The organism is Micromonospora cynarisoli, assembly GCF_030518815.1.
In the GTDB taxonomy this organism is placed as follows: domain Bacteria; phylum Actinomycetota; class Actinomycetes; order Mycobacteriales; family Micromonosporaceae; genus Micromonospora; species Micromonospora wenchangensis.
Genome location: NZ_CP130426.1, coordinates 423,225 through 448,234, shown reverse-complemented (window position 1 = coordinate 448,234; position 25,010 = coordinate 423,225). Strand labels below are relative to the sequence as shown.

General features: G+C 72.8%; 22 protein-coding genes. 6 read left to right on the top strand and 16 right to left on the bottom strand.

All coding sequences use genetic code 11. The features are described from left to right. Nucleotides 1-6: 6 nt before the first annotated feature. From Q2K16_RS01540 to idi, 3 genes are read right to left on the bottom strand one after another with little or no spacing between them, the layout of a single operon-like run. A complete protein-coding gene (locus tag Q2K16_RS01540; protein ID WP_302743147.1) occupies nt 7-1,776 on the bottom strand; it encodes an ATP-binding cassette domain-containing protein in 1,770 nt (589 codons plus the stop codon). A 1-nt stretch (nt 1,777) separates the two neighbouring features. Further along, nucleotides 1,778-3,517: an ABC transporter ATP-binding protein gene (locus tag Q2K16_RS01535; protein ID WP_302743146.1), complete on the bottom strand. Its 1,740-nt coding sequence runs from the start codon at nt 3,515-3,517 to the stop codon at nt 1,778-1,780. A 4-nt stretch (nt 3,518-3,521) separates the two neighbouring features. Further along, the gene (gene idi, locus Q2K16_RS01530; protein WP_302743144.1) at nt 3,522-4,109 is read right to left on the bottom strand and encodes an isopentenyl-diphosphate Delta-isomerase; all 588 of its coding nucleotides are present in this window, start codon (nt 4,107-4,109) and stop codon (nt 3,522-3,524) included. 345 nt (nt 4,110-4,454) lie between these two features. Between idi and Q2K16_RS01525 the strand changes: the two genes are divergently transcribed. From Q2K16_RS01525 to Q2K16_RS01515, 3 genes are read left to right on the top strand one after another with little or no spacing between them, the layout of a single operon-like run. Further along, on the top strand, nt 4,455-5,540 hold the full coding sequence (locus Q2K16_RS01525) for a polyprenyl synthetase family protein (protein ID WP_302743142.1): 1,086 nt from the start codon (nt 4,455-4,457) through the stop codon (nt 5,538-5,540). 44 nt (nt 5,541-5,584) lie between these two features. Continuing rightward, the gene (locus Q2K16_RS01520) at nt 5,585-6,520 is read left to right on the top strand and encodes an NAD-dependent epimerase/dehydratase family protein (RefSeq protein WP_302743141.1); all 936 of its coding nucleotides are present in this window, start codon (nt 5,585-5,587) and stop codon (nt 6,518-6,520) included. Next, nucleotides 6,520-7,317 (top strand): glycosyltransferase family 2 protein, encoded by a 798-nt coding sequence (locus Q2K16_RS01515; RefSeq protein ID WP_302743140.1) that lies wholly within the window; start codon nt 6,520-6,522, stop codon nt 7,315-7,317. The genes Q2K16_RS01520 and Q2K16_RS01515 overlap by 1 nt, the downstream gene beginning before the upstream one ends. Before the next feature lie 41 nt (nt 7,318-7,358). Here Q2K16_RS01515 and Q2K16_RS01510 read toward each other — a convergent pair whose 3' ends face one another. After that, nucleotides 7,359-8,057 (bottom strand): hypothetical protein, encoded by a 699-nt coding sequence (locus Q2K16_RS01510; protein ID WP_302743138.1) that lies wholly within the window; start codon nt 8,055-8,057, stop codon nt 7,359-7,361. After that, nucleotides 8,054-8,734 (bottom strand): ABC transporter ATP-binding protein, encoded by a 681-nt coding sequence (locus tag Q2K16_RS01505; RefSeq protein ID WP_302743136.1) that lies wholly within the window; start codon nt 8,732-8,734, stop codon nt 8,054-8,056. The genes Q2K16_RS01510 and Q2K16_RS01505 overlap by 4 nt, the downstream gene beginning before the upstream one ends. 391 nt (nt 8,735-9,125) lie before the next feature. Between Q2K16_RS01505 and Q2K16_RS01500 the strand changes: the two genes are divergently transcribed. Next, a complete protein-coding gene (locus tag Q2K16_RS01500; RefSeq protein WP_302743134.1) occupies nt 9,126-10,154 on the top strand; it encodes a hypothetical protein in 1,029 nt (342 codons plus the stop codon). 90 nt (nt 10,155-10,244) lie between these two features. Here the strand turns inward: Q2K16_RS01500 and Q2K16_RS01495 are convergent, their stop codons facing one another. The 3 genes from Q2K16_RS01495 to Q2K16_RS01485 are packed head-to-tail and all read right to left on the bottom strand — an operon-like array spanning nt 10,245 to nt 12,668. Beyond that, nucleotides 10,245-10,709 carry a hypothetical protein gene (locus Q2K16_RS01495; protein WP_302743132.1) on the bottom strand — a complete coding sequence of 155 codons (465 nt, stop codon included), beginning with the start codon at nt 10,707-10,709 and terminating at the stop codon, nt 10,245-10,247. 5 nt (nt 10,710-10,714) lie between these two features. Further along, nucleotides 10,715-11,326 carry an RNA polymerase sigma factor gene (locus tag Q2K16_RS01490; protein ID WP_302743131.1) on the bottom strand — a complete coding sequence of 204 codons (612 nt, stop codon included), beginning with the start codon at nt 11,324-11,326 and terminating at the stop codon, nt 10,715-10,717. Between the two features lie 28 nt (nt 11,327-11,354). Next, entirely contained in the window at nt 11,355-12,668 is a 1,314-nt protein-coding gene (locus Q2K16_RS01485; protein WP_302743130.1) for a S8/S53 family peptidase, read from the bottom strand. Nucleotides 12,669-12,856: 188 nt separating this feature from the next. Here Q2K16_RS01485 and Q2K16_RS01480 point away from each other — a divergent pair, with 188 nt between their 5' ends. Continuing rightward, complete coding sequence (locus Q2K16_RS01480) at nt 12,857-15,469, top strand: CHAT domain-containing protein (protein WP_302743129.1); 2,613 nt, start codon at nt 12,857-12,859, stop codon at nt 15,467-15,469. A 28-nt stretch (nt 15,470-15,497) separates the two neighbouring features. On the opposite strand, the gene Q2K16_RS01475 is transcribed toward Q2K16_RS01480, so the two are convergent. The 8 genes from Q2K16_RS01475 to Q2K16_RS01440 form a co-directional block, all read right to left on the bottom strand. Further along, nucleotides 15,498-16,280 carry an inositol monophosphatase family protein gene (locus Q2K16_RS01475; RefSeq protein ID WP_302743128.1) on the bottom strand — a complete coding sequence of 261 codons (783 nt, stop codon included), beginning with the start codon at nt 16,278-16,280 and terminating at the stop codon, nt 15,498-15,500. A gap of 179 nt (nt 16,281-16,459) precedes the next feature. Next, entirely contained in the window at nt 16,460-17,050 is a 591-nt protein-coding gene (locus tag Q2K16_RS01470) for a hypothetical protein (RefSeq protein ID WP_302743127.1), read from the bottom strand. Continuing rightward, the gene (locus Q2K16_RS01465; protein WP_302743126.1) at nt 17,047-18,453 is read right to left on the bottom strand and encodes a hypothetical protein; all 1,407 of its coding nucleotides are present in this window, start codon (nt 18,451-18,453) and stop codon (nt 17,047-17,049) included. Before Q2K16_RS01465 ends, Q2K16_RS01470 begins: the two co-directional genes overlap by 4 nt. Beyond that, nucleotides 18,450-19,250 carry an ABC transporter ATP-binding protein gene (locus Q2K16_RS01460; protein ID WP_302743124.1) on the bottom strand — a complete coding sequence of 267 codons (801 nt, stop codon included), beginning with the start codon at nt 19,248-19,250 and terminating at the stop codon, nt 18,450-18,452. Before Q2K16_RS01460 ends, Q2K16_RS01465 begins: the two co-directional genes overlap by 4 nt. A gap of 78 nt (nt 19,251-19,328) precedes the next feature. After that, entirely contained in the window at nt 19,329-20,132 is an 804-nt protein-coding gene (locus Q2K16_RS01455; RefSeq protein WP_302743123.1) for a cupin domain-containing protein, read from the bottom strand. Next, the gene (locus Q2K16_RS01450) at nt 20,129-20,686 is read right to left on the bottom strand and encodes an RNA polymerase sigma factor (RefSeq protein WP_302743122.1); all 558 of its coding nucleotides are present in this window, start codon (nt 20,684-20,686) and stop codon (nt 20,129-20,131) included. Before Q2K16_RS01450 ends, Q2K16_RS01455 begins: the two co-directional genes overlap by 4 nt. Before the next feature lie 161 nt (nt 20,687-20,847). Beyond that, nucleotides 20,848-22,698, bottom strand: a complete 1,851-nt coding sequence (locus Q2K16_RS01445; RefSeq protein WP_302743121.1) for a putative bifunctional diguanylate cyclase/phosphodiesterase — start codon at nt 22,696-22,698, stop codon at nt 20,848-20,850. Next, on the bottom strand, nt 22,695-23,501 hold the full coding sequence (locus Q2K16_RS01440) for an SAM-dependent methyltransferase (RefSeq protein ID WP_302743119.1): 807 nt from the start codon (nt 23,499-23,501) through the stop codon (nt 22,695-22,697). The genes Q2K16_RS01445 and Q2K16_RS01440 overlap by 4 nt, the downstream gene beginning before the upstream one ends. 390 nt (nt 23,502-23,891) lie before the next feature. Between Q2K16_RS01440 and Q2K16_RS01435 the strand changes: the two genes are divergently transcribed. Then, entirely contained in the window at nt 23,892-24,968 is a 1,077-nt protein-coding gene (locus Q2K16_RS01435; protein WP_302743117.1) for a sporulation protein, read from the top strand. The last annotated feature ends 42 nt before the right edge of the window (nt 24,969-25,010 follow it).

The window sequence follows — 25,010 nt, the reverse complement described above, 5'->3', positions numbered from 1 at the left end:
ATGGGGTCAGTCGTGGGCGGCGGACCAGAGCCGGCGTATCTCCTCGGAGCTGTCGAGCAGGTCTTCCGGGGCCCCGGCCGCCGTCGGCCGACCGTCGTGCAGGACGACGACGAGGGCGGCCCGGCGGAGCACCTCGGGCCGGTGGGACACCGCCAGGACGGTGCTGCCGCCGTCGCGGAGGATCCCTTCCCACAGGGCGTCGCTCGTCTCGGGATCGAGTGCGCTGGAGACGTCGTCGCACAGCACCAACGGGGTACGTCGCACGAGCATCCGCGCCACGGCCACCCGTTGTGCCTGGCCACCGGAGAGGCGCAGGCCGCGCGGCCCGATCACCGTGTCGAGCCCGTCGGGCATCGCCGTCAGGTCGGCGTCGAGCGCCGACCGGGACACCGCCTCGGCCAGCCGGTCCTCCGGCAGCCCGAGCAGGATGTTCTCCCGGATGGTGCCGGTGAACAGTCGCGGCACCTGCGGCGTGTATGCGCACCGGGGCGGCACGAGCACCGCGCGGCGGTCGTCGGGCAGCGCGACGTCGTCCCAGCGCACCTCACCGGTGGCCCCCGGCACCTGGCCGAGCAGGGCACGCAACAGCGTGGTCTTGCCCGAGCCGACCTGGCCCATCACCACCGTCAGCTGCCCGGCCGGCATCGTGAAGCCGACGCCGGCCAGCCCGTGGGCCGCGCCCTCGTGCCGGGCGGTGAGGTCCGTGACCGTGATCGTGGGCGGGCCCGCGGCGGGCGGCGGGGGCGGTTGCCGCGGCGGGACACCGGTCATCGCACCGGGCCGGCCGTGATCGAGGTCCATCCCGTGCCGGGGGTGCAGCCGGCCACCCGTGATCGCCGTCATCCGGCGCAGCGCGACGAGCACGCGCTGCAACTGGACGGTGAGCACGCCGAGGGAGGCGAGGGTGTCGACGAGCAGTTGGAGGTAGAAGGTGAACAGCACCATGTCGCCGATGGACAGGCGGTTGCTGCTGAGGGCCGGGGCGGCGATCAGCAGCACGACCCCGGTGCCGAGCGGAGCGGCGTTCAGCAGGGTGCTGCGCTGCACGACGACGGCGAGTTCCTCGGCGATGGCGACCCTGGCCCGGTCGGCGTTGAGCCGGTCGAGGTGCCGGGTGACCGCCTTCTCGGCCCGCGCGGCCTGCACGCCCAGCGCCACACCCGTCACCTCGCGCAGCGCCTCGGTGACCCGTGCGGTCTGGGCGCGGCTCTGCTCGCGGTAGGCCACCATCCGCCCGTGCACCAGGCGCATCAGCGCCACGATCAGCACGAAGAGCCCGAGGATGCTCAGTGTGATGAGCACGTCGATGCGCATCATGATGGTGATCGCGGCGACCGCGAAGAGCCAGCGGGCGATGTTGATCGGTGACCACACCACGAAGAAGCCGGCGTCGGCGGCGTCGGTGCCGACGGTCGCGACCGCCTCGCCCACGCTGCCGTGGGCGGCCTGCGGTGGCGGTTCGAGCAGTGACTCGAACAGCGACATCCGCAACGCGCCGACGGTGTGGTACTGCATGCGCGGTTCGAGCCAGGGCACGACCGTGCTGAACTGCAGCGAGATGCGTGCGGCCTCGATGCCGGCGACGAGCGCGACGACACTCCACAGGTTCAGGCCGGCGGCCGACTGTCCACTGAGGGAGTCGAATGCCATCTGCATCAACAGTCCCAGGGCGAGCATGCCCAGGCGCAGCACTGCCCACACGGCGGTGAGCACGGCGTACCGGCGTCCGCGACCGGCCAACAGCAGGCGTGCCCGGCCGCCGTTCGTCGTGGTCATGTCAGGACCGCCCCACGGGGAACCGCTGGTCGGCCGGCTCGTCGGTGCCGCCCGTCGGGTCGGGCCGGGGCGTCAGGCTCACGACCCGCCCCTCCTCGACCACCATCACGTCGTCGACGATGGTGAGCGTCTCGGGCCGGTGCGCGATGACGAGCGCCGTGCGGCCCTCGATGAACCGTTCCATCGTCCGGCGCAGCCGCCGCTCCGCATGCGGGTCCAGGCGGGCCGACGGCTCGTCGAGGAGCACGATGTCGGGGTCGGTCAGCAGTGCCCGGGCCAGCGCGAGCAGTTGCTCCTCGCCGGCCGACAGCCCGGCTCCCCCCGGTCCGATCCGCGTGTCGAGACCTTCGGGCAGGGCGGCGTACCAGGTGCCCAGGCCGACCTCCTCCACCGACCGGAGCAGTTCCTCGTCGGACCACCGGTCGTCGTAGAAGGTCAGGTTGTCGCGCAGGGTGCCGGCTATGACGTGCACGTCCTGGGTGACGAGCGTGATGCGGGAGCGCAGCGCGACGACGTCCAGCTGCCGGACGTCCACCCCGCCGATCGAGACCGTCCCGGCCTGCGGGTCGTACTGGCGGAACAGCATCCGCAGGATGGTCGACTTCCCGCCGCCGCTGCGTCCGACCAGCGCCACCCGACGGCCGGCGGGGATCGTGAACGAGACGTCCGACAGCACCGGACGGTCGTCGTAGGCGAAGGTGACGCCGGTGAAGCTCACCGCGCCGTGTCCGGGCGGAAGGGCGTCGCCGCCGTCGGGGACGATGTGGGCCTCGCCGAACAGTTCCTCGATGCGGCGGACGCTGCCCAGGACGTTCTCCACGTCCTGGAACCGCGAGGTGATGCTGACCAGGGGCATCCGCAGCAGGATCGCGTACGACAGCCCGGCGAAGACGGTGCCGACGCTGGCCCCCCGGTGCTGGCTGAGCCACACGCCGGTGGCCAGCGCCGCGCAGAGGTTGACGGCGGTGAGCACCTGGACGGCCGCCGGCCAGGTGACCGTGGCCCGGGCGGCCCGCCGGGCGAGCCGGTAGTGGTGCGTGATCCGTTCCCAGGCCGTCTGGAGGGCGTGCGTCGTCCCGCCGTTGGCGTTGAGGTCCTCCCGCCCGGTCAGGTTCTCCTCGAGATAGCCGAGCAGGCCCGCCTCCGCCCGCTGGCGGTCGGCGATGAGCGGCACCGCGCGGCCGAGCAGACGCCGCAGCAGCAGGAGCATCACCACGGCGAGCGGGGTGAACAGCGCGCCGTACCGCCAGTCGAGCAGGAACAGCGCCACGACGATGCCGATGATCATCAGCAGTTGGACGGCGATGTCGAGCACGAGTTCGGACATCAGCTTGGCCAGCCGCGTGACGTCGCCGTCCATCCGGTCGACCAGTTCCCCGGGTGGGTGCCGGAGGAAGAACGTCGGTCCCTGCCGCAGCACGTGCGCGAGCAGGTCGTGACGCACCTCGTTGGTCGTCCGCCAGGCGACCCGGCCGGAGACCCAGCCGGTGCCCGTCGACAGCACCTGCCGCACGACCGCGAGCACCACGAAGACCATGGCGTATCCGGCCAGCTCGGCCTGCGACCGGCCGCCCACCGCCGCGTCGATGAACCGGCGCACGACCTGCGGCGCCACCAACTGGGTGCCGACGTCGAGGGGGATGAGCGCGGCCAGGAGCAGGAACCAGCGCCGGTGGCCGCCGACGTAGGCCACGTAACGCGCCCAGTTCGTCGCAGCCGTCCGCGGTTCGTGAGACGTCATCTGGTCAGCCGTGCCCGGCGACTGCGGCTCGGGCTGCGGGAGGCAGCTCGGCGGCGTCGCCGGTGGGCCACTCGCCCGGCACGGGGCCGAGCCCCGCCAGTTCGTCGACCTGCAGCCGGCACCACGGGGAGAGGGTCGGGTCGGTCCGGACCCGGCCCCGGAACGAGTCCCATTCGACCCACTCGACCTGGTCGACCTCGTCCGGGTTCGGCACCGGGTCGCCCACCGCGCGGGCCACGTAGACCGGGCACAGCTCGTTCTCGACCACACCGTCGAGTTCGGCGCGGTAGCGGAAGCGGGGCAGCGCCAGACGAAGGTCGCTCAGCGTGAGGCCCAGCTCAGCGGACGCCCGCCGGTGGACGGCGTCGGTCATCGCCTCACCTGGGGCGGGATGACCACAGAAGCTGTTGGTCCAGATACCTGGCCACGTCTTTTTCCGCAACGATCGGCGCGACATCAAAAAGCGCCCGTCATTGCCGAAGACGTAACAGGAAAATGCGAGGTGGAGCGGTGTGTGTCCGTCATGGACAGTGTGTTTGTCCTGCTCACCAACGGCTTGGCCATCGTGGTCGAGTAGCACGACCCGCTCCATACCGCTCCCCCACCGTCCGGATCGGTCAATTTTCGCTCGCACAACAATCCACGGTCAATCGACTCTAGTCAACCCCCTAGAAGAACAAAACGCCCCACACGGGAAATTGGGATAAGTGAAGTAGGGGGTCCCGGACACCCACCGATCGGCTACAGTGGATACCCAGTCAGCCACGAGGGGTCACGTAAGTGCAGGCCACCCCCCATAGGCCGTCACTGATCGTGATCACTTCACATCGGGGGTCGGCCTCGCTCTGCCGCATCCAGCCTGCGCGACCGTTCAACCCGGCGGGACCGGACACCGGTTACCTGCCGTCGGCATCGCCTGCGACCGGACGGGGGACAGATGACCGCCACCAGCGAAACCGCCCGAGGCGTGCCCGGCCTCTCCGGGTCCGCGCTCAGGGTCGAGGTGGAACGCACGATCGACAGCTTCCTCACCGCCCGGCGGGACATGAACGCCAACCCCGAGTGGCGCGACGGAGTCGACGCCCTACGCGCCCTGGCACTCGCGGGGGGCAAACGCACCCGACCGACGTTCTGCTGCCTGGGCTGGCGGGCGTTCGGCGGTGACGGGGATCCCGGCATCATCATGGCCGCCGCGGCGCTGGAGCTGTTCCACCTCTTCGCCCTGGTGCACGACGACATCATGGACGACAGCGACGTCCGGCGGGGCAATCCGACGTTGCACGTCACCATGGCCGAGGCACACCGCCGGCTCGGTTGGCGTGGCAACCCCGAAAACTACGGCCGTAACGCGGCAATCCTCTGGGGTGACCTCTGCCTGACCTGGTCCGACGAGGCGTTCCACAGTTGCGGCCTGCCTCCGGAGCGGGTGACGGCGGCGGCCGGGCTGCTCCAGAGCATGCGCGTCGAGGTGCTGCTCGGGCAGTATCTCGACGTCCGCGGCGAGGCCGTCCGGGCCGACCTGGCCGACTGCCTGACGATCCTGCTCTACAAGTCGGCGAAGTACACCGTGGAGCGTCCGCTGCAGATCGGCGCGATGCTGGCCGGCGCGACCCGACCCGAGGTGGACCAGCTCTCCCGGTTCGGCGTCCCGATCGGTGAGGCGTTCCAACTGCGTGACGACGTTCTCGGCGTGTTCGGCGACGACGCGGTCACCGGCAAGTCGACCCTGAGCGACCTGCGCAGCGGGAAGTCCACCGTGCTCATGGCGCTGACCAGGGAACGGGCGGATGCCACCCAGACCGCCGAGATATCCCGGTGGCACGGCAACCCGCGCCTCGGCGAGCGGGAGGCACTGCGGCTGCGGGACATCGTGCGGGACACCGGCGCGTTGCGGACGGTCGAAGAGATGATCCACGCCCGCACCGAGCAGGCGGTGGCGGCGCTCGACTCCCTGCCCATCGCCGCAGAGGTGCGGGGCGCGCTGACCGACCTGGCCCACACGCTGTCGGTCCGGCGCAGCTGAGAGTCCACCGCCACGCACGTCCCCAGACCAGGGAGGGCACGGAAATGACGGTTCACGACCCACGGCGTACGGTGCTGGTGACCGGTGCCGCCGGGTTCATCGGGCGACACCTGGTCGAGTACCTGGGCAGCCGGGGCCAGCCGGTGATCGGCGTCGACCTGCGGCCCCAGCCCGGGCCTGCGGGCGGCAGGCACGTCGTCGCCGACCTGCGCACCACGGACATCCGTCCGTTGCTCGACGGGGTCTCCTCGGTGGTCCATCTCGCCGCGCTGCCCGGGGTGCGGCCCTCGTGGGACCGCTTCGACGACTACGTCGAGTCGAACGTGATCGTCACCAGGCGGCTCCTGGAGGCAGGTGCGCAGACCGGACTACGACGACTGGTGATCGCCTCGTCGTCCAGCGTCTACGGCAACCAGCCGGACGGGGCGATGACCGAGGACCAACCTCCCGCACCGATCTCCCCGTACGCCGTCACCAAACTGGCGGCGGAACACCTCGCGCTGGCCTACGCGGCGCGCCCCGCCTCCGTGCTGACCAGTGTGGCGCTGCGGTTCTTCACGGTGTACGGCCCGCGGCAACGGCCCGACATGCTGATCTCACGGATCATCTCCGCGGTCCACGACGGCCGGGAGATCCGGGTCTTCGGCGACGGCTCGCAGCGTCGCGACTTCGTCTTCGTCACGGACGCGGTACGCGCCGTGGCGGCGGCGGTCGACGTGCCGGGCCCGAGCCGGGTGTGCAACGTCGGCACCGGTGAGCAGATCTCGGTCACCGGGATCATCGATCTGATCAGTGAGTTGATGGGCCGCCCGGCGAACGTCCGCGTCGAACCCCACCGGGCGGGCGACGTGGTGTCCACCCGTGCCGACGTCACCCGTACGGCCGAGGCGCTGGGCTTCCGCGCGTCGGTCCCCCTCCGGGAGGGGCTACGGGCGCACATCGACGCGGTGCGGAGCGAGTCGATGCCGGTCGGCGCCTGATGGGTGGGGAACCCCTGCTGACCGTCATCGTGCCGCACTTCCGCTGCGCCACCTACCTGTCCGAGTCGGTCGCCTCCGTGCTCGGGCAGACCCATCGGGACCTGCGGCTCGTGGTCGCGGACGACCACTCGCCGGACGACGACTGGATCACCGCGCTCGAACCCTGGAGGGACGATCCACGGCTCACGCTGCTGCGTGCGTCCCGCAACGCCGGACCGCTGCGACTGAAGAACGCGGTGGTCGAATCGGTGTCCACGCCGTACATCGGCTTCCAGGATGCCGACGACGTCAGCGAGCCCGACCGCTTCGCCCGCCAACTGGCCGTGCTCGAGCGGGGCCGGGCCGATCTGGTCGGCTGCGGGTACCGCGTCATCGATGCGTCGGGCAACCCGCAGGGGGTACGGCACATGCCGCGCAACGGCAACCTCGTGCACCGGTTCGGCCGGAAGACGGTCGCGCTGCACCCGGCGACGGTCGTCCGGCGCGAGGTCTTCACCCGGCTCAACGGCTTCGACGGCACCGCAGCCTTCGGTTCCGACACGGACTTCCAACTGCGGGTCGCCTGGCTCTACCGCATCCGCAACCTGCGCCGGCCGCTCTACCGCTACCGGGCCTGGGCGGCCTCGCTGACCGCGGCGCCGGAGACCGGCTTCGGGTCACCCGCGCGTGACGAGTGCATACGACGCATGGCCGAGTTGGAGCGCCGCCGCCGGCAGGCCCGTAACCACGCGGAGCGGCTTCCGTTGCTGGTGGCACCGCCGAACGACGTGTCGTTCGACCTGCAGAAGGTGGTGTGAGCGTCGTGCGGGCGTGGCGCGCCACGCCCGCACGGCCACTCCTACCGGACGGCCGTCCGCATCTGCATGTGCTTGCGCTGTCGTAGCCGCACGCTGGCCAGCACCGCCGTGACCAGAATGAGGCCGATGCAGTACAGGGCGCCGTGCAGGAGCCCCTTGCGAAGGTACTCCGGGTCGCCGCCGTCGAGACCGAAGGTCCCGACCTGTTGAGTCGACCAGAACGGCAGGGCCTTGCCGAGTTTCTGGTCCGGCTCGACGAGGAACTGCAACCCGGTGATCGAGATCAGGACGAGGGTGCCCTCCAGATCGTGGGGGGCGACGGCGCTGATCAGCAGGCCCAGTGGGGCGGCGACCACGATCGTGAGCCCGAACTCGATGGCGACCGCGCCGGGCCGGGCCAGGTTGTCCTGGTCGAGATAGATGAGCACCCAGTAGACCGTGGCGAGGACGGCGCCCAGTGTCAGCAGCGCGGTGAGCGTGCCGAGGTAGAGGTGCGCCGGCCGGTAGCCGATTTGGCGTAGCCGCCGCTCCACGGCCTTTGTCGTGTTGCTCAGGAAGAGGCCGGCCGTACTCACCGCCCAGGCCAGGCCGAGACCGGCGAAACGAATCGCCTTCTCGGGATTACCGTCATGACGGGCCATGTAGAACAACAGTGGAACGAATGCGAGCAGCGCGAGGGCTACACGCCGCCGGGTGAGATCCCGACCCATCATCTCCGCAACGGTGAAAAGCTTGGTCATGAGTCGGCGGCCGCCTTCGCTCCGAGATCGAGAACGCCGTCGACCCGATCGAGTGAATTCAACATGTGCGTGATGACAAGCGTCGACTTGCCGGCGTCACGTCGCTGTAACACCCAGTCCCAGAAGTCGATGTAGCTGCCCCGGTCGAAACCCTGATAGGGCTCGTCAAGCAGCAGGATGTCGGGATCGGTCAGCGCGGCGAGAATGAGGTTGAGTTTCTGCTGGGTCCCGCCGGAAAGATGCCTGGCCTGCGTTGTCATGCCGCCGTCCCAGGCCAGGCTTTTCGCGAGCTGCCGGCCGGTGGCCTGGGCTTCGCTTCGGCCCATCCCGTGCCCGGCACCGAACAACGCGAAGTGCTCGTCGGCGGTCAGGAAACCCATGAGCCCTGCCTGCTGAGGGCAGTAGGCCATGCTCTCGTCCACGTCCACCACGCCGCTGGACGGGCTGACGAGACCCGCACAGATCTTCATGAGCGTCGATTTTCCGCAGCCGTTGGCGCCGATGATGGCGACCACCTCGCCGGCGCGTACCGTGAGATCGACGCCCTTCAGGACATGGTTCTTGCCGTACCGCTTGTGAATGTTCGCCGCATGGAGCCGGATCGGTGTCGACGAGTTGCCCTCCGCTGGACCGTGTCGGGTAGCGGTCACCTGCGAGGCGCTGTCACTCAGATCCATAGGTGCAACCCTAGTACACCCCTACGCCCGGCAGTGGTCGCGATCACGTCGAAAGCAACGTGTCGTTCGGGCGACACCCCGCCACCGGGGCCGGCCAGCCTCTTTTCCGGATTACCGCCCTGGTGAAGACTGCGGAACCGCTGGCCGGGATCTCCGTTCCGAATCACCACCGAGGGAATCGCAACACGCCGGGACTTCCCCGGTCCCGCCCGGACCGCAGGCGCGGCAGACATCGACGGCTGTCTTATTTGCCGGTCCTGGCGTCATCTGCTGGCCGGCCCCGCGACGGTATTTCCCGCCACGTCCACGGCTCTTCAACGACGTCATCACGTCGACACGGCACCGCAACACGCCGGACTCGGCGTCCCCCGCCGATGGGAGAGAACCTGTCATGGGCAAGGTAGGAAAGCGCGTCCGCCGCTCGACGCTGGCCGTCCTCACGGGCGCGGCACTGGCCGGGCTGCTGGCGGTCACCGCAGCCGCCGCGGCACCCGGCGAGGCACCGCAGGGCAGAGCCGCCGTGGCGGCCCGCACCGACGTCTACATGAAGGACGTCGCCGCCGACACCGGCATCCAGCCACACTCGTACGGCCCCCTGTGGGCCAGCCCCGACATCAAGGTCTGCCCGACGGCGGTGGAGTGCTCCGTCAGCCAGAACCCGAGGGTCGGCGTCACCAACTTCCTCTTCCTGAAGGTCCGCAACAACGGCCCGTACGGTTCGGGCATCGACAACGGGGTGCTGCGGGTCTACCGGACGACGCCGGGCGGCGGTGCCACCTGGCCGACGCACTGGACCCAGATCGGCGCGGTCAGCGTGCCCGTCTACCCGGGCGTCACCACGGTGACGATCCCGTGGACCGGGGTGCCCGGACCGGGCCACTTCTGCCTGCTGGCACGCTGGGTGTCGCCCACCGACCCGATGACCTTCGAGGGCCCGAGCACCAGCGTCAACACCCAGTACAACAACAACATCGCCTGGCGCAACGTCGACTCGGTCCGACTCGTCTCGGGCGGCCCGCGGGTCGTCCGGCCGTTCGCCATCGGCAACGTGACCGCCGCGGAGACCAGGAACGACCTGGTCTTCACCCAGCCGGCGGAGCAGGCCCGGGGCGCCCGGGTCTTCGTCGACCTCGGCCCCACCCTGTTCGAGCGTTGGCAGGCCGCCGGCAAGGTCGGCACGGGAGTCCGTCAGGTCGGCACGACCGAGCTGGAGATCGTGGAACCGACGAAGGCCAGCATCAGCGGGCTGGTGTTGAAGCCCGGTGAGCGCCTCGAATTCTCGCTGGCCTTCTCGGCCGACACCGTCCTGGACAAGGAGACCGCGCTCAACGTGACCCAGTTCGGGCCGGACGCCGACGGCACCGAGCGGGCCGACCTCGGCGGGGTGCAGTACCTGCTGGCGGCCGAGCAGCGGGGGTGACCTCGTCGCCACCGGGGGTGGGGCGCGGGCCGGACGGCTCGCGCCCCACCGTCGTCGGTCGGGTCGGGGCCGGATTCCGGCCGCCGCCGTTCAGCGCAGACTGACCCAGGCGGTGGACACCGCGTAGCCGACCGTGCGCGCACACAACTGGACCGGGCCCGGTGGTGGGACGCCCAGCGAGAAGAAACCCACGGCGTCCACCGAGGCCTCGTCGTAGGTGCCGGCGGCCGTCCGGGCACTGACCCGTCCGCCACCGGACGGGGAGAGCTGCCCGACGATCCCGGCGTCGGTCACCTCGATCTCCACCAGCACCGACCCGGCGCGGAAGGACAGCGTCCGCGCGGACGCCGCGGAACGGGTCATGCCGGCCAGCTCGGCGTCGACCGCCGAGTCGAACGTCAGCTCGGCGACGGCCAGTTCCGCGTCGGCGGTACGCCAGGTGAACGCGGCCAGCGCCGCGCTCAGGTACGCCTCCGAGACCGGCCCGGTGTCCCACAGGGCCGCGCCCAGCTCCGTCGTGAGTGCCTCGTCATCCGCCGGCGGCCACGGGTCCATCCGGTTCACCCCCGTTTCGTGCCGATGGTGGAAGCTCCGAGAAACTCGACGATCGCCGGGCACTCCCGCAGCCTACGCAGGCACCGCGCCTGGGTGGGCCCGATGCTGCCGACCGGCACGTCGAGCCGCTCGGCGACCTCCCGGTAGCTCATCGGCGGGTCGGCCGTCAGCAGCGCCAGCAACGCCTGGCAGCGCGAGGGGAGCTGCACGAAACCCGCACGCAACGCCTGTCGACGCTCGGCGCGCAGCAACTCGTCGTCCGGCGCGGGCGTCATCGCGGCCAGGTCCCGGGAGAACCCGTGCTGGCTCTCAAGGCTCTGGTCGTACGGGTCGACGGGGTGGGACCGGCGGCTCAGCCGGGACAGCCGGTAGCACTCGCGGCGGGTCGTGGTGGCCAGCCAGCCCGGCAGCGCCTCGGGTTCGCGTACCCGGCCCAACTGCTCCACCAGGCGCAGCCAGACGGTCTGGTTGACGTCGGCCGCGTCGGAGCGGCTGAGGTCGTAGGCGCGGATGACCGCGTACACGATCGGGGTGTACCGGTGGACCAGCTCGGCCCAGGCCGACTCGTCCCCGCCGGCGGCGGCGGACAGCAGGCTGGTCGCGCTGGCACCGGTCACCGGGTCACCGCCCGGGTGTCGACGCGGCTCATCCGACCAGCACCCCGTAGTCGGGGTGCCAGCGGGGGGCGGCGAGCAGGCTCGTGCGCGCCGCGTCCGCGCTGAGGCCCCCGGCGGTCATCAGGGCGGCGAGCCGCCCCGAGACGTGTGCGGTGGCGAACGAGGTGCCGGCCCAGATGGCGAACCCGTGGAACTGCCGTACCGGCCTGCCGGGCAGGGGTAGCTGCCCCTCGACGTAGGTGCTGTGCCGCTCACCGACGGCGCAGGCGTCCACCCAGGGTCCGTAGCAGCTGTCGGCCGCCGGCACCGGGCCGCCGGTCGTCTGGCTGACCGCCGCGACCGCCAGTACCCGGTCCAGGGCGGCCGGCCAGACCGGTCGGCTGGTGCCGGCGTTGCCTGCCGCCGCGACCACGGCGCTCGTCGCCGGTAGCGCCGCCAACGCGTTGGCCAGTGGCAGCGACGGCTGATCGTCCAGGGTGTAGCCGCCCAGCGAGAGGTTGAACACGGCGACCTGCGGCGCGAGCCGGCTCAGGGCGGCCACCACCGTCGACTCGTCGCCCACCCCGGTCGGGTCCAGGGCCAGTTCCGGATCGACGCGTACGCCCGGGGCGGCCTGCCGGACCACGCCGGCGACGAAGGTGCCGTGCCCGCCCTGCGGGGCGAGCACGTCGGTGTGGACGTAGAGCGGGTCCTCGTCGTCGAGTTGCGGCAGGTACGCGCCGCCGAGCCACTGCGGGTGGCAGGCGCCGGCCTGCTGCCAGATCCCGGTGTCGCAGATGCCGACGGTGACGCCGACGCCCTCACCGAGCCGGGTCGGGTCGGGGGGCGGCAGCGCCACGGCGGAGCGGGGCGGCGTGCCCGGGTTGCCCATGATGTTGCCCAGCCCGATCAGCACGTGGTGGGGCTGTACCGCCGGCACCGGTTGGCCGGGCCACTGTTGGGGGTCACGCAGTTTTCCCACCACGCCGGGAATGTCGGTCTCCCGGTCGAACAACAGCCGGGTGACACCGGCGAATCCGGCGCCGACGGTTACCGGGTAATCGTGGGCGCGTAGCCAGGTGGCGACCCGTTTGACGTCGGCGTCGGCGGCGAGCAGTTGCCGGGGGCGGTAGAGGACCTCGCGGCCGGGTGCGGTGTACCGGCGGACGTTCTGGTCGGCGGCCAGCGCGGCCTCGAACGCCTTCTGGTAGGCGGCGGCGTCCGTGTCGCCGGCGGCGGCCGGGGCCGGACGCGGCACGACACCGAACGGTGCCGCCACGGCCAGCGCGGACAGCGCCAGGACCCGCCGTCGGGACAGCCGGCCGCCCGGACCCGGCACGGTGGGGTGGTCAGACGGCGGCACGGATCCTCCATGCTCGTGAGAGAAGCGCGCCCACCGATGGTGGGCGCGGCGAATTCCCCGACCGCCAATTATTCCGAACCATCGCCGGTTGTCAATTGCGGGTAAGCGAGCAGGAGACCCATTGACGACATTCCCGCGTTGGATTGCCGACGTTGACTCACGGCTGTTCGTCGTGGACTCTCTAGGGCATGCCCGACAGCACCGGTTGCGGTGCCGCGGCGGCCCAGGCGGCGCTCGACGCCGTGCAGCGATACCCACCCGAGGCGATCAGCATCGCCCGGCGGGTGCTCGCCAGCCAGACCGCCGACGACGACGAGCGCTCCACCGCCGAGCGGGCCATCGGGCTGGCCCTGCGCGAACTCAACGACCTGCCCGGCGCGCTGCGCCACCTGCGCCGGGCGGTACGGGTGGCCGGCACCCCCCGTACCCGGGCGCTGGCCCGGATGAGCCTCGGGTACGTGCTGGCCAACGCCGGTCGTACCGCTGCCGCTCTGCGGGCGGTGACCGCCGCGCTGCCCCAGCTCGCCGGTGCCGACGCCGGTCGGGCCCGGATGCAACGGGGCGTGGTGCTGCACTACCGCGGGCGCTACGCCGAGGCGGTGCGCGACTACGGCATCGCCATCGACATCGCCCAGCGCGAGGGCGATCCGCTGCTGGAGGCCCGCGCCCGCAACAACCGTGGACTGCTCAACGCGCACCGGGGTTCCTCCGGTGGCACCGACGACGACCTCTCCCGGGCGGCGGCGGTCTTCCACCGGCTCGGGCTCGACCTCGCCGCGGCCGACGCCAGGTGGAACAGCGGCATCGCCGCCGGGCAACGCGGCGAGATCGCCGTGGCGCTGCGCTGCTTCGCCGACGTCGACGAGGAGTACCGGCGGCTCGACGTTCCGCGTCCGGCGCTGCTGCTGGACCGGTTCGAGCTGCTGTTGTCGGTGCCGCTGCTCGACGAGGCGGTCGAGGTGGCCGCCGCCGCGGTACGGGAGCTGCACCGCCGGGGTATGGCCTCGGATCTCGCCGAGGCGCTGCTCGCCCAAGCCCGGGCCGCGCTGCTCGCCGAGGACCTGGACACCGCGACCGCGGCCGCCGCGCAGGCCCGGGTCAGGTTCCGGCGTCAGGGCCGCCGCACCTGGGCCGCCTTCGCCCGGCACGTCGAGCTGCGGGCGGAGTTCCGCCGGGGCACCCGGACGGCGGCCCTGCTCACCGCGATGGTGCGGACGGCCGACGAACTCGACGCCACCGGGTGGCCGGGGCCGGCGCTGACCACCCGCCTCGAAGCCGGGCTGCTGGCCGCCGCCTCGGGTCGCGTCGGCCGGGCCGTGACCCTGCTCGACGTGGCGGCGCAGGCCCGTCGTCGGGGCACCGCCTCCCGTCGCGCCCAGGGCTGGTACGCCCTGGCCCGCTCGCGTCGGCTCACCGGTGACGACGCCGGGGCGGCCCGGGCGCTGCGGCGGGGGCTGGCCGTGCTCGACCGGCACCGTACGTCGCTCGGGGCCACGGAGCTGCGGGCCCACAGCGGCACGTACGGGCGGGAACTGGCCGCCGAGGGTCTCGACATCGCGGTGCGGGCCGGCTCCCCGGCCCGTACCCTGGCCTGGGCCGAACGGTGGCGGGCCAACACCCTGCGGATGCGTCCGGCGCTGCCCCCGGACGATCCGGACCTGTTCGCGGCGCTCACCGAACTGCGGCTCGTCAGCAGCCTGCTGGAAGACGAGGTGCTGGCGGGCCGGCCGGCGCACGCCCTGCGTGGTCGGCAGGCGCGGCTGGAGCAGCGCATCCGGGACCTGGCCCGCCGGGTGCCCGGTGCGACAGGTGTGGTGAACCCGCCAGGCGTGGGCGTGCTCGCCGGGCGGCTCGGCCCCCGGGTGCTGGTCGAGCTGGTGACCCACGGCGACCGGCTCCGGGCGGTGCTGGTCCGTGACGGCCGGGCCAGCCTGCACGATCTCGGTCCACTCGCCGAGGCGGTGCACCTGACCCGGTGGCACCGCTTCGCCCTGCGCCGGCTGGTCACCACCGGCGACACGGCGACCGCGCGGGCCGGGGCCGGGCACGCCGCCGCCGCGCTGGACCGTCAGCTCTTCGATCCGCTGCGCCGGCGCCTCGGCGACCGTCCCCTGGTGATCGTGCCGGTCGGGGCCCTGCACGCGGTGGCGTGGTCGGGTCTGCCGACCTGCGCCGGGCGTGCCGTGACGGTCGCCCCGTCGGCCACCGCGTGGCTGCGGGCCGACGACGGGGAACCCGCGGCCGGCCCGTCGGTCCTGGCCTGCGGGCCGCGCCTGCCGGCGGGTCGGGCCGAGGTGCGTCGGCTCGCGCAGGTGATGCCGGGGGCGACCCTGCTCACCGGTGCCGACGCCACCGCCGACGCGTTGACCGCGGCGTTGGACGGGGCCGGTCTGGTCCACATCGCCGCCCACGGCACCTTCCGCGCCGACAACCCGCAGTTCTCCACCCTGGAACTGGCCGACGGACCGTTGTTCGCCTACGAGTGGGAGCGGGTCGCCCGTCCGCCCGGCTGCGTGGTGCTGTCCGCGTGCGACTCGGGGCTGACCGGGGTCCGCCCCGGCGACGAGGTGATGGGCTTCACCGCCGTGCTGCTCGGCCTGGGCGCACGGTGCCTGGTCGCCACCGTGCTTCCGGTGCCGGCCGACCCCACCACCGCGCTGATGCTGGACCTGCACCGACGGATGCGGTCGGGGCTCCGCCCGGCGCAGGCACTCGCCGACGCCCAGCGGGCCTTCGTCGCCTCCGGCGACAGCACCGCCGGGGCCACGGCGGCGGCGTTCGTCTGTCTCGGCGCCGGTTGACGCCCCGCCCAGCGCCGCCGGTGCGGGTTCAGCCCAGCGCCGCGACCCGGGGACGCAGGCCGTCGATCAGCTCCGGCGGGGCGGCGAGCACCCGGCTGCCGTTCACCTCGACCGTGACGCCGGCCTCGACGGCGATCACCTGACCGGCCGCCCAGTCCCAGCGGAACGTGCGGTCCTCGACGTAGGCGTCGCAGCGGCCGGCCGCGATCCAGGCCAGCGCCAGGGCCGTCGAGCCCAGCATCCGCACCCCGCGCACGTCGCCGGCCAGGTCGGTGACCACCGCCGCCTGCACCCGGCGGTGGGCGACGTCGTAGGCGTAGCCGGCGGCGAGGACGACCTCGCCGAGCGTGACCCCGGCGCGCCGGGTCAGTGGCGTGCCGTTCAGGACCGCACCGCCGCCCCGGACGCCGCAGAACGTCTCGTCGTGGACCGGGTCGTGGACCACGCCGACGACCGGCCGCCACCCGTGCGGTGTCTGCTGCTCGCAGGCGATGCTGACGCACCAGAACGGTATCCCGGAGACGTAGTTGACGGTGCCGTCGAGGGGGTCGAGGACCCAGCGCAGCCCGGAGTCGCCGACGTGGTCGCTGCCCTCCTCGGCGAGGATGCCGTCGTCGGGGCGGCGGGCGCGCAGCAGCTCGACGATGCGCGTCTCGCTGGCCCGGTCCGCCTCGCTGACCAGGTCGGTGGGGGCGGTCTTGTAGTCGATGCGGCCGTGGTCGCCGAAGCGCCGCAGCAGTTCTCGGCCGCCGAGGCGGGCCGCCTCCTCGGCGACCCGCCGGCAGTCGTCCAGCTCGGCACCGGTCGCCATCGCGCTCTCCTCGGGTCGTCGGCAGGGCCGGTGGAGATCGTCGCACCCGCGCGGGCGTAGGCACCAGACAGACCCGGGCGTCAGGTTCCGGTCCGGCGGACCCCGGGCGACGCGACGCCCGGCCGCCCGGCTGTGCACCGCCGGACGCCCGGGGCGGTTCCCGCCCGCCGCCGCAGCCGCTACTCCGCCGGGTCGGTGCGGGCCGGCCCGGCGATCGCGTAGGCGAGCAGCCCCCCGAGGGCGAACGCCGCCGCCATCGCCGTGGCGGCCCGGCTGTCGGTCGGCTGGCCCTGCCACGTGGCGACCGCTCCCCAGGTGCCGCCCTGCGGGTACACGGCCGCGATGGTGGTCCAGCCCACCGGCAGGAACCAGGACCGGGCGGCGCCGACCACGCTCGTGCACAGCGCGGTCAGGCCGAGCAGCCCGGCGGCGTCGCGGACCACCAGCCCGGCCGGCCCGAACCGGGCTCCGGTGTGCAGCGTGGCGAGCAGCACCGCGAGGACGATCACCCCGCCGGCGAGCACGTGCGCGGCCCGCCGCCGGGGCCAGCGCAGTGACGCCGTCCGGTCCAGGTTCGCGTCCGGGCCGGCGAGGGTGGGTGCGAGCGCCGAAACCATCAGCAGGACGGTCAGCACCACCACCAGCGGGGTGGCGTCCCGGTCCTTGGCGAAGGCCAGGTAGAGCGCCCAGATCACCGCCGTGCCGCCGACCGCCCCGGCCAGGGCCAGGGGTACCCGGCGGGAGCGGAGGTAGAGCAGTGTTCCGGTCACCTGGTGCTCCGGGACAGCAGCCCCTCGGTGTCCTGGCAGGCCCGCAGGGCGTCGCGGACGGCGGTGACCCGGGCCGCCGCCTCCGCCTCGGGCAGTGCCCGCAGGCCCTGCCACAGGATCTTCGCCCCGGTGGTGATCGCCGGGTCCTCCTCGATCATCCCGGGGACCAGCCCGACGTCCGAGCGCGGCTCGCGGCCCATGAGCCAGTAGGCCGCCGCCCGTTCGACCGTCTCGTTGCGGTTCCGGCAGTCGTAGTTCAACGGGACGCCCAGCCCTCTGACGACTTCGAGGACCACGACGTCGGGGTGGGCGAGCCGGCCCCGCTTGTCGATCCGGACCTCGACCGTGACGACCCCGTCGGGGGTGGCCGGCGGGTCCTGGCGGTAGCCGGTGGTGCGGGTGTCTTCGTGCACGACGGTCGGGGCGTTCGGTAGTTTGGCCAGTGCCGCGAGGCCCGCCCGGGCCGGCGGGGTGATCGTGTCGAGCACGTTGGCGTGGACCCGGCTGACGCACACCGTCGGGGTGTCGTCGGTGCAGACCAGTTCCCGCGCGACCGGGTCGACCGGCCAGGTGAGCACGTCCCGGTCGTTGGGGAGGATCGCCGTCGCCACCCCGACGCCGAGCAGCACCGGCAGCACCGCCATCGCCCGGAGCCGCCAGCCGTCGGCGACGAACAACAGCAGCCCGGTGACGGCGAGCGTGATCATCGAGATCGCCAGCGCGCCGCTGACCCGGTTGTCGATCGTCTGGTAGTCGTGGAACCCGCCGGAGCCGTGCGCCGGGGAGATCGCCGCGGCCAACCGCTCCGGGGTCGAGATGGTGGCGAAGAAGACCAGCAGCACGCCGCCCACCGCCAGCGCCGGGGCGGTCACCAGGGCGGGCAGCAGCCGCCCGATGCCCAGTCCGAGCCACGCCGCGGCGACCAGGGACAGCGCGCCGACCGCGGTCACGACGACGAAGTTCAGCAGCGGCAGGTACGAGGCGGTGGTGACGATCCAGACGATGCCTGCCGCGGTCACCAGCAGGTAGGCGACCGTGAGGGTGAGGGCCATCGCGCCGAGCACCGGCAGCATCCGTGGGGTGGGGGGCCGGGCGGTGGTGGCGAACAGTTCGCCGACCTTCGCCCGGTGTTCGCGGCGGCCCTGCCAGGCTCCGGCCGCGAGGGCGAGCGGCCACAGCAGGAGCAGGTACTCCCGGATGGCCAGGGCCAGGGCCATCCAGCCGGTCGACCAGCGGCCGGTGGACACGTACAGCGCCCCGACCCCGACCACCACCGTGATCAACGCGGCGCCGAGCGCGGCGGAGCGGCGCAGTTCGATCCCCATGACGCCCACGCGGGCACCCCGCTTCCCCTCGGGCCGCCGGGTGGCGGCGGCGTGGACGTGGATGGTTCGCCCGCTCATCGGGTGGCCTCCGCACGGTGCTGACGCAGCAGCGCGGAGTAGCCCCGCTCGGCCGGGCTGTCACCGGCGTGGCCCGCGTCGCCCTGCGCGGCGAGCACCTCGGGCGTGCCCCGCCACACCAGGCGGCCCTCGTTGACCAGGACGACGTCGGTGCAGGCCGCCACCACGTCCTCGACGAGGTGGGTGGAGACCAGCACGCAGGTGTCGGTGCCGAGGTCGCGGAGCAGCTCACGGAAGTCGAGTCGTTGTTCCGGGTCGAGGCCGACGGTCGGCTCGTCGAGCAGCAGGAGCCGTGGGTCGTTGACGATGGCCTGGGCGATGCCGGCCCGGCGCAGCATGCCGCCGGAGAGGGTCTTCATCCGGGCGTCGGCCTTGGCGGTGAGTCCGACCCGGTCGATGGCCCGCTGCACCGCAGCGGCGACGCCCGCCTTGGGCATCTCCTTGAGCCAGGCCAGGTAGCCGACAAATTCCCGCACGGTGAACCGTGGGTAGTAGCCGAAGTGCTGCGGCAGGTAGCCCAGGGCGCGGCGGACCGCCCGCAGCTCGGAGCGGCCGTCGACGGGGTGGCCGAGCAGTGTCAACCGGCCGCCGGCCGGGGCCACGACGGTCGCCAGGGCGCGCATCAGCGTGGTCTTGCCCGCGCCGTTGGGGCCGAGCAGCCCGTGCACGCCGGTGGGCAGGGCCAGGTCGAGGCCGTTGACGGCGAGGTACCGGCCGGCCCGGACCTGGAGGCCTTCGGCGTGGATCGCCCAGGGATGGGTGGTGGTGGTCGTTTCGACCGCGCTCACCGCACGCATCGTCGCTGTCTCCTTCGGTAATTGCCAGGGCAGGGTGGCGGTCCGGCCGGGTGGCCGTGCCGCGAGGTCAGGGTGGGGTCAGTCGCGGTGGGAGAGCCGCCGGAAACCGTCGGCCCGGAGCAGGGCGACGACGGTCAGGGTGGCCGTGACCAGCGCCCAGGTGCGGGCGCTGTCCGCCGACAGCACCACCGGCATCCGGGCGGCGATGAGGCTGGGGGCGATCACCGCGAGCGTCCAGGCCGCGATGAGGCCGAGCGCGGCGCGGCGTACGCCGACGAGGGTGCCCAGCAGCAGGGTGGCTGCGGTGAACGCCAGGCAGGGCAGCAGCAGCAGCGCCAACGACGCTCCGGTCCCGGCGCCGACCACGGCGAGCGCGGGGATGACGACCGCCAGCACCGCAGCCGTGCGCCGCAGCAGCATCGTCAGGCCGGCGGCGGGCGTGGCCGCGACCAGTTCCCAGGCCGGGTCGGACCGACGGTGCCAGGCGACCGCCACGCCGGGCAGCGGTGCCAGGGGTGCGATCAGCAGCACCACCGAGGGCAGGTCGACCCACAGCGCGCCGAGCAGCGCGGCACAGCCGAGCACCGTCACCGTCATGACCAGCCAGGGCAGCAGGGTGCCGACGAACCAGCGGTGCCGGGTCATCGACCAGGATCGGCTGCGGCCGGCAGGGACCGGCGTGGCGGCGATCTCCCGGTCGAGCGCCGTCGCGACCCGGTCGATCACGGCCCGGCTCGCCGCCGTGGTGCTGCCTGCCAGGCGGGCACGGCAGTCGGCGCAGTCTTCGAGGTGCACCTCGATCGCCCAGACGCTCGGCTCGTCGAGATCGGGGTCGCCGGTGGCATAGCGGTCGATCTGGGTCAGGCTGGGGTGGGTGGTCATGACAGCGCCTCCCGTAGGGCGACCCGGGCCCGGCGGACGCGGGACTTCACCGTGTTTTCCGGTACGCCGAGCAGCACCGACGCTTCGCGAGCCGAGAGCCCGTCGAGGACCGTGGCCCGGAGGGCGGCCCGGACCCCGGGCGGCAGGGTGAGCAGGGCCTGCTCCAGTTCCTGGCCGATCCGGGCGGCCATCACCTCGTCTTCCGCGGCGGGGGCGGTGCTGGGCATCAGTTCCACCTGCGGCACCTGGCCCCGGCGGGCGCGGCGGCGGAACGCGTCGACCAGCCGGTGGGCGGCGATGGTCCACAGCCAGCCCACGGCGCTGCCCTGCGTCTCGTCGCCGGTGCGCGTCCGGGTGCCGGCGAAGCTGCCCGCTGCCCGCCAGACCGCCAGGTAGGTGTCCTGGAGCACCTCGGCCACCACGTCGGGGTCGGCGCAGCGGCGACGCAGCCGTACCTCCAACCACGGGGCAGTACGCCGGTAGAGCTCGTCGAACGCCTGGCGGTCGCCACGGGCGACGCGGCGTACGAGTTCACCCTCGTCGTCTGCTTCCATGTCTGTCCTCACACCTGGTAAGACGACGGCCGTACCGGATCGGGTCCCCAATCGGCGTGACCGGCGTCACATCACCGCCGGGTCGGGCTCCACCCATCCTGACGTACCCGCCAGCGGCGGCTCGGTGGGCCGCCGTGCGGCCACGGTGAGCGCGACGCAGGTCAGCGCGGTTGGGCCGGGAACGCCGGCAGGGTGGTGTCCCGGGACGCCGCGTCGTGGTCGCGCTGCGCGACGATGCTGGCGGTGATCTCGTCGGGCGGCACCGGACGGCCGAAGTGCCAGCCCTGCCCGTTGTCGCAGCCGGTCGCGGTCAGCCGGTGGGACTGCTGGGCGGTTTCGATGCCCTCGGCGGTCACCACCAGGCCGAGCCGGTGCCCGAGGGACACGACGGTGCGCAGGAAGTCGTCGTCGGTGCCGGGACGCCGGGCCCCCGGCCGCCGGACCGGCTGCGCCGAGGGACGGGTCAGGCTGGCATCGAGCTTGAGGCCGTGCAGCGGGAGGGAGCGGAGGTTGGCCAGGTTCGCGTAGCCGATGCCGAAGTCGTCGATGACGATCCGGACGCCGAGGGCCATCAGCGCCGCCAGGGATTCCGTCACCACGCCGGTCAGGTCGATCACGGCCTGTTCGGTGACCTCCAGCTGGAGCAGGTGGGGCGGCAGGCCCGTCCGGTCGAGGATCTGTGCCACCTCCCCGGCCAGTCCGTTCTGGCGCAGCTGGCGTACCGACACGTTCACGCTGACGTACAGCCCGGGTTGGACGAGCTGCCACCGGCTGGCCTGCCGGCACGCCTGCTCCAGCAGGTGGCGGCCGAGCGCCACCACGAGGCCGGTGTGTTCGGCGAGGTCGATGAACCGGGCGGCGGTCAGCAGGCCGAGTTGGGGGTGCTGCCAACGGGCCAGGGCCTCCACGCCGGCCAGCCGTCCGGAGCGCAACGCGGCGATGGGTTGGTAGGCGGCGGTGAACTCGCCACGGTGCAGCGCCGCCGGCATGGCCGCCGACAGCCGGTAGCGTGCCGCGTCGGCGGCGCTGCGGTCCTGGTCGAAGCGGCGCAGGGTGGCCTTTCCGTCGGCTTTGGCCCAGTGCAGCGCGATCTCGCTGTCCCGCATCAGGGTGGCACCGTCGGCGGCGACGGTGCCCTCGGCCACCCCCGCGCTCGCCGTCAGGGGCACTTCGGTGCCGTTGACGCGGAACGGGGTCGCGAGCGTGGCCAGGGCCCGGTCGGCGATCTTGATGGCGTCCTCGGCGCAGGTGGTGTCGCGGACCAGGATCGCGAACCGGTCGCTGTCCAGCCGTGCCACCAGGTCGATCCGCGGGTCGGTGAGGGCGGCGAGCCGGTGGGCGATCTCGCGCAGTAGCAGGTCGCCCACCTGGTGTCCGAGGACGTCGTTGACGGCCGCGAAGTCGTCGACGTCGAGGCAGCAGACCCCGACCCGGTCGACCGGCACGGCGGCGGAGCAGAGTCGTCCCAGTTCCTCGGTGAACCGGGTCAGGTTGGGCAGGCCGGTCAGCTGGTCGTGGGTGGCGAAACGGCGGAACCGGGCCTCGCTGACCCGCAACGCCTCCTCGGCCTGGGTGCGGGCGGCCAGCGCGGCCAGCCGGACCGTGTCCTGTTCCCGCAGGCTGCGGTCGTGTGCGGCGGACGCGAAGCCCGCCGCGAGATCCGCCAGCAGGCCGTTGAGCCGGGTGGCGCGGGCGGGGTCGGCGGCGACGGCCAGCGCGGCGGGCAGCCGTGCGCCGATGACCGCGATCGTCCCGCCGAGCGCCTCCGGCGAGCCGAAGCCGGCCGCCACCAGATCGGCACCGATGCGCTGACCGTCGCCGGGCCGTACCGGGTCGGCGAGGACGGCGGTGACCAGCCGGTCGGCCAGTGCGCTGACGATCCGGTGCCGCTGCTGGGCGCTGATCGGCACGTAGTGGGCCCGGTGCAGGGCGGTGGCCCACGCCGTGACGAACTCCTCGACGCCCGGCCGGTGCCGGTCGTCGATTCCGTCGGCGTCGGGCCGATCGCTCACCTGCGGCGTCCGACTCCGACGTAGAAGCTCATCTGCTCCGGGTGCTCGCCGACCTCGGCCGGTGACTCGGGACGCCACAGCGGTGACCACACCACGCCGGGTTCCACCAGTTCGAGGCCGGCGAAGAAGTCCTCCACCTGGGCCCGGGTGCGGGCGGTGACAGGCGTGTTCGTCCGGCCGCTGAGCCGGGTGCCCTCGCCCATCTCGTCCGGTCGGCTGTCGGTGGTGACGTGACTGATGGCCACGCAACTGCCGGGGGCCAGGGCCGTCCACAGTCGCTTGATCAGGCCGTACGGGTCGTCGTGGTCGGGGACCGCGTGCACCACCGAGACGAGCAGCAGGCCGACGGGACGGTCGAGATCCAGCAGCCGGCGGGTCTCCGGATGCTCCAGGATGGCCTCCGGGTGGCGGAGGTCTTCGAGCAGGGCCACGGCGTTGGGCTGGCCGGCGAGGATGTGCGTGCTGTGCGTCACCGCCACCGGGTCGATGTCCACGTAGACCACCCGGGCGTCCGGGTCGATCTGCTGGGCGATCTCGTGCACGTTGCCGACGGTCGGGATGCCGGACCCGATGTCGAGGAACTGCCGGACGCCCGCGTCGAGCATGAACCGCACCGCGCGGTGCAGGAACTCCCGGTTCGCCCGCGCGACCAGGCGGAGACCGGGCACCGCCGCCATCGCCTGGCGGGCGAACTCCCGGTCGACCTCGAAGTTGTGCGAGCCGCCGAGCCAGTAGTCGTAGGCGCGCGCCACGCTCGGCCGGCTGAGATCGACATCCGCTGGCGCCCACTCCGGCCGTTCCATCGCCGCCCTCTCCCACCACCACAGTGACGTGACCGCCGCCACTATAGTCGGATATTTTCCACTCCCGCACCGCACCGCGACCCCGGTGCGGGGCCATGAGGTCGGCCGCCGGCCGTCTGTCCACACGGTACAGACATCGACCGTCACGCGCGCTGCGTGGCCCGGAAGCCGGTCCGGCCGGGGGGTGGACGCCGCACCGGCGGGAGGTGACCGACGGTGGCGGTCACGGGCCCGCTTCACTCAGCCACCGTTCAGGTTGCGTTGGTAGCTTGCCGACGCAGCGGCTTCCACAGTGGATGCCGCTGAAGTCGTTGTCGGACAACGATTTTTGTGCACGTTCTGTCGGGTCCGTGGCCATCGCGGGCCCGACGGCCGTCGAGGGAGATGTTCGTGGTGTTCAAGAAGATGCTGGGTGCGTTCGGGGTGGGCGGCCCCAGCGTCGACACGGTCCTGTCCAATCCGAGCACCCGCCCGGGGCTGACGCTGACCGGGCAGGTGAACCTGACCGGCGGCAGCCACGACGTGGAGATCGACCAGATAACCGTCGGCCTGGTCACCCGGGTGGAGATGGAGGGCGCGGAGGAGGAGTACGACGCGCTCGTGGAGTTCCACCGGGTGCCGGTCGCCGGTGGCCTGTTCCTGCGCGAGGGGCAGCAGCTCAGCCTGCCGTTCCAGGTGGCGGTGCCGTGGGAGACCCCGGTGACCGAGCTGAACGGCCAGCACCTGCCCGGCATGACGATGGGACTGCGTACCGAGGTGGCCGTCCGGGGTGCGGTCGACAAGGGCGACCTCGACCCGGTGTACGTGCACCCGTTGCCCGCCCAGGAGCGCGTCCTGGAGGCGTTCGGCCGGCTCGGTTTCCCGTTGAAGGCTGCCGACCTCGAACGGGGCCACCTCTCGGGGCTGCACCAGACGCTGCCGTTCTACCAGGAGATCGAGTACTACGCGGCGCCGCAGTACGCCCACGCCGTCAACGAGGTCGAGCTGACCTTCGTCGCCAACGAGCACGGCGTGGACGTCGTGCTGGAGTTGGACAAGCACGGTGGGCTGTTCACCGGTGGACACGACTCGTACGGCCGCCACCACGTCGCCCACGGCGACGCGCACGGCGACTGGACGGCGCAGGTCGACGGCTGGCTCCGGCAGGCCGTCGACGGCCGGCAGGCTCCGCACGCCGGCTACGGCTATGCCCCGCCCGCCCCGGCCTACGGGACTCCCGGCTACCCGCCCCCGCCACCCCCGCCGCCCGGCTACGGCGCACCCGGCTACGGGCAGCCCGCTTACGGGCATGCGGGGTACGGGCATCCCGGCGGCCACCACAAGGAGGAGCGCCACGACCACGACGGGCCCGGCATGGGTGCGGTCGCCGCCGGTGTGGTCGGTGGCGCGGCGCTCGGCTTCGCCGGCGGCATGATCGCCGACGAGATCTTCGACGACGAGGACGAGGGCGGCGACGAGGACGCCTGATCCCCCGCCCGGTCCACTGTGGATTGGGCAGGGAAGTCATGA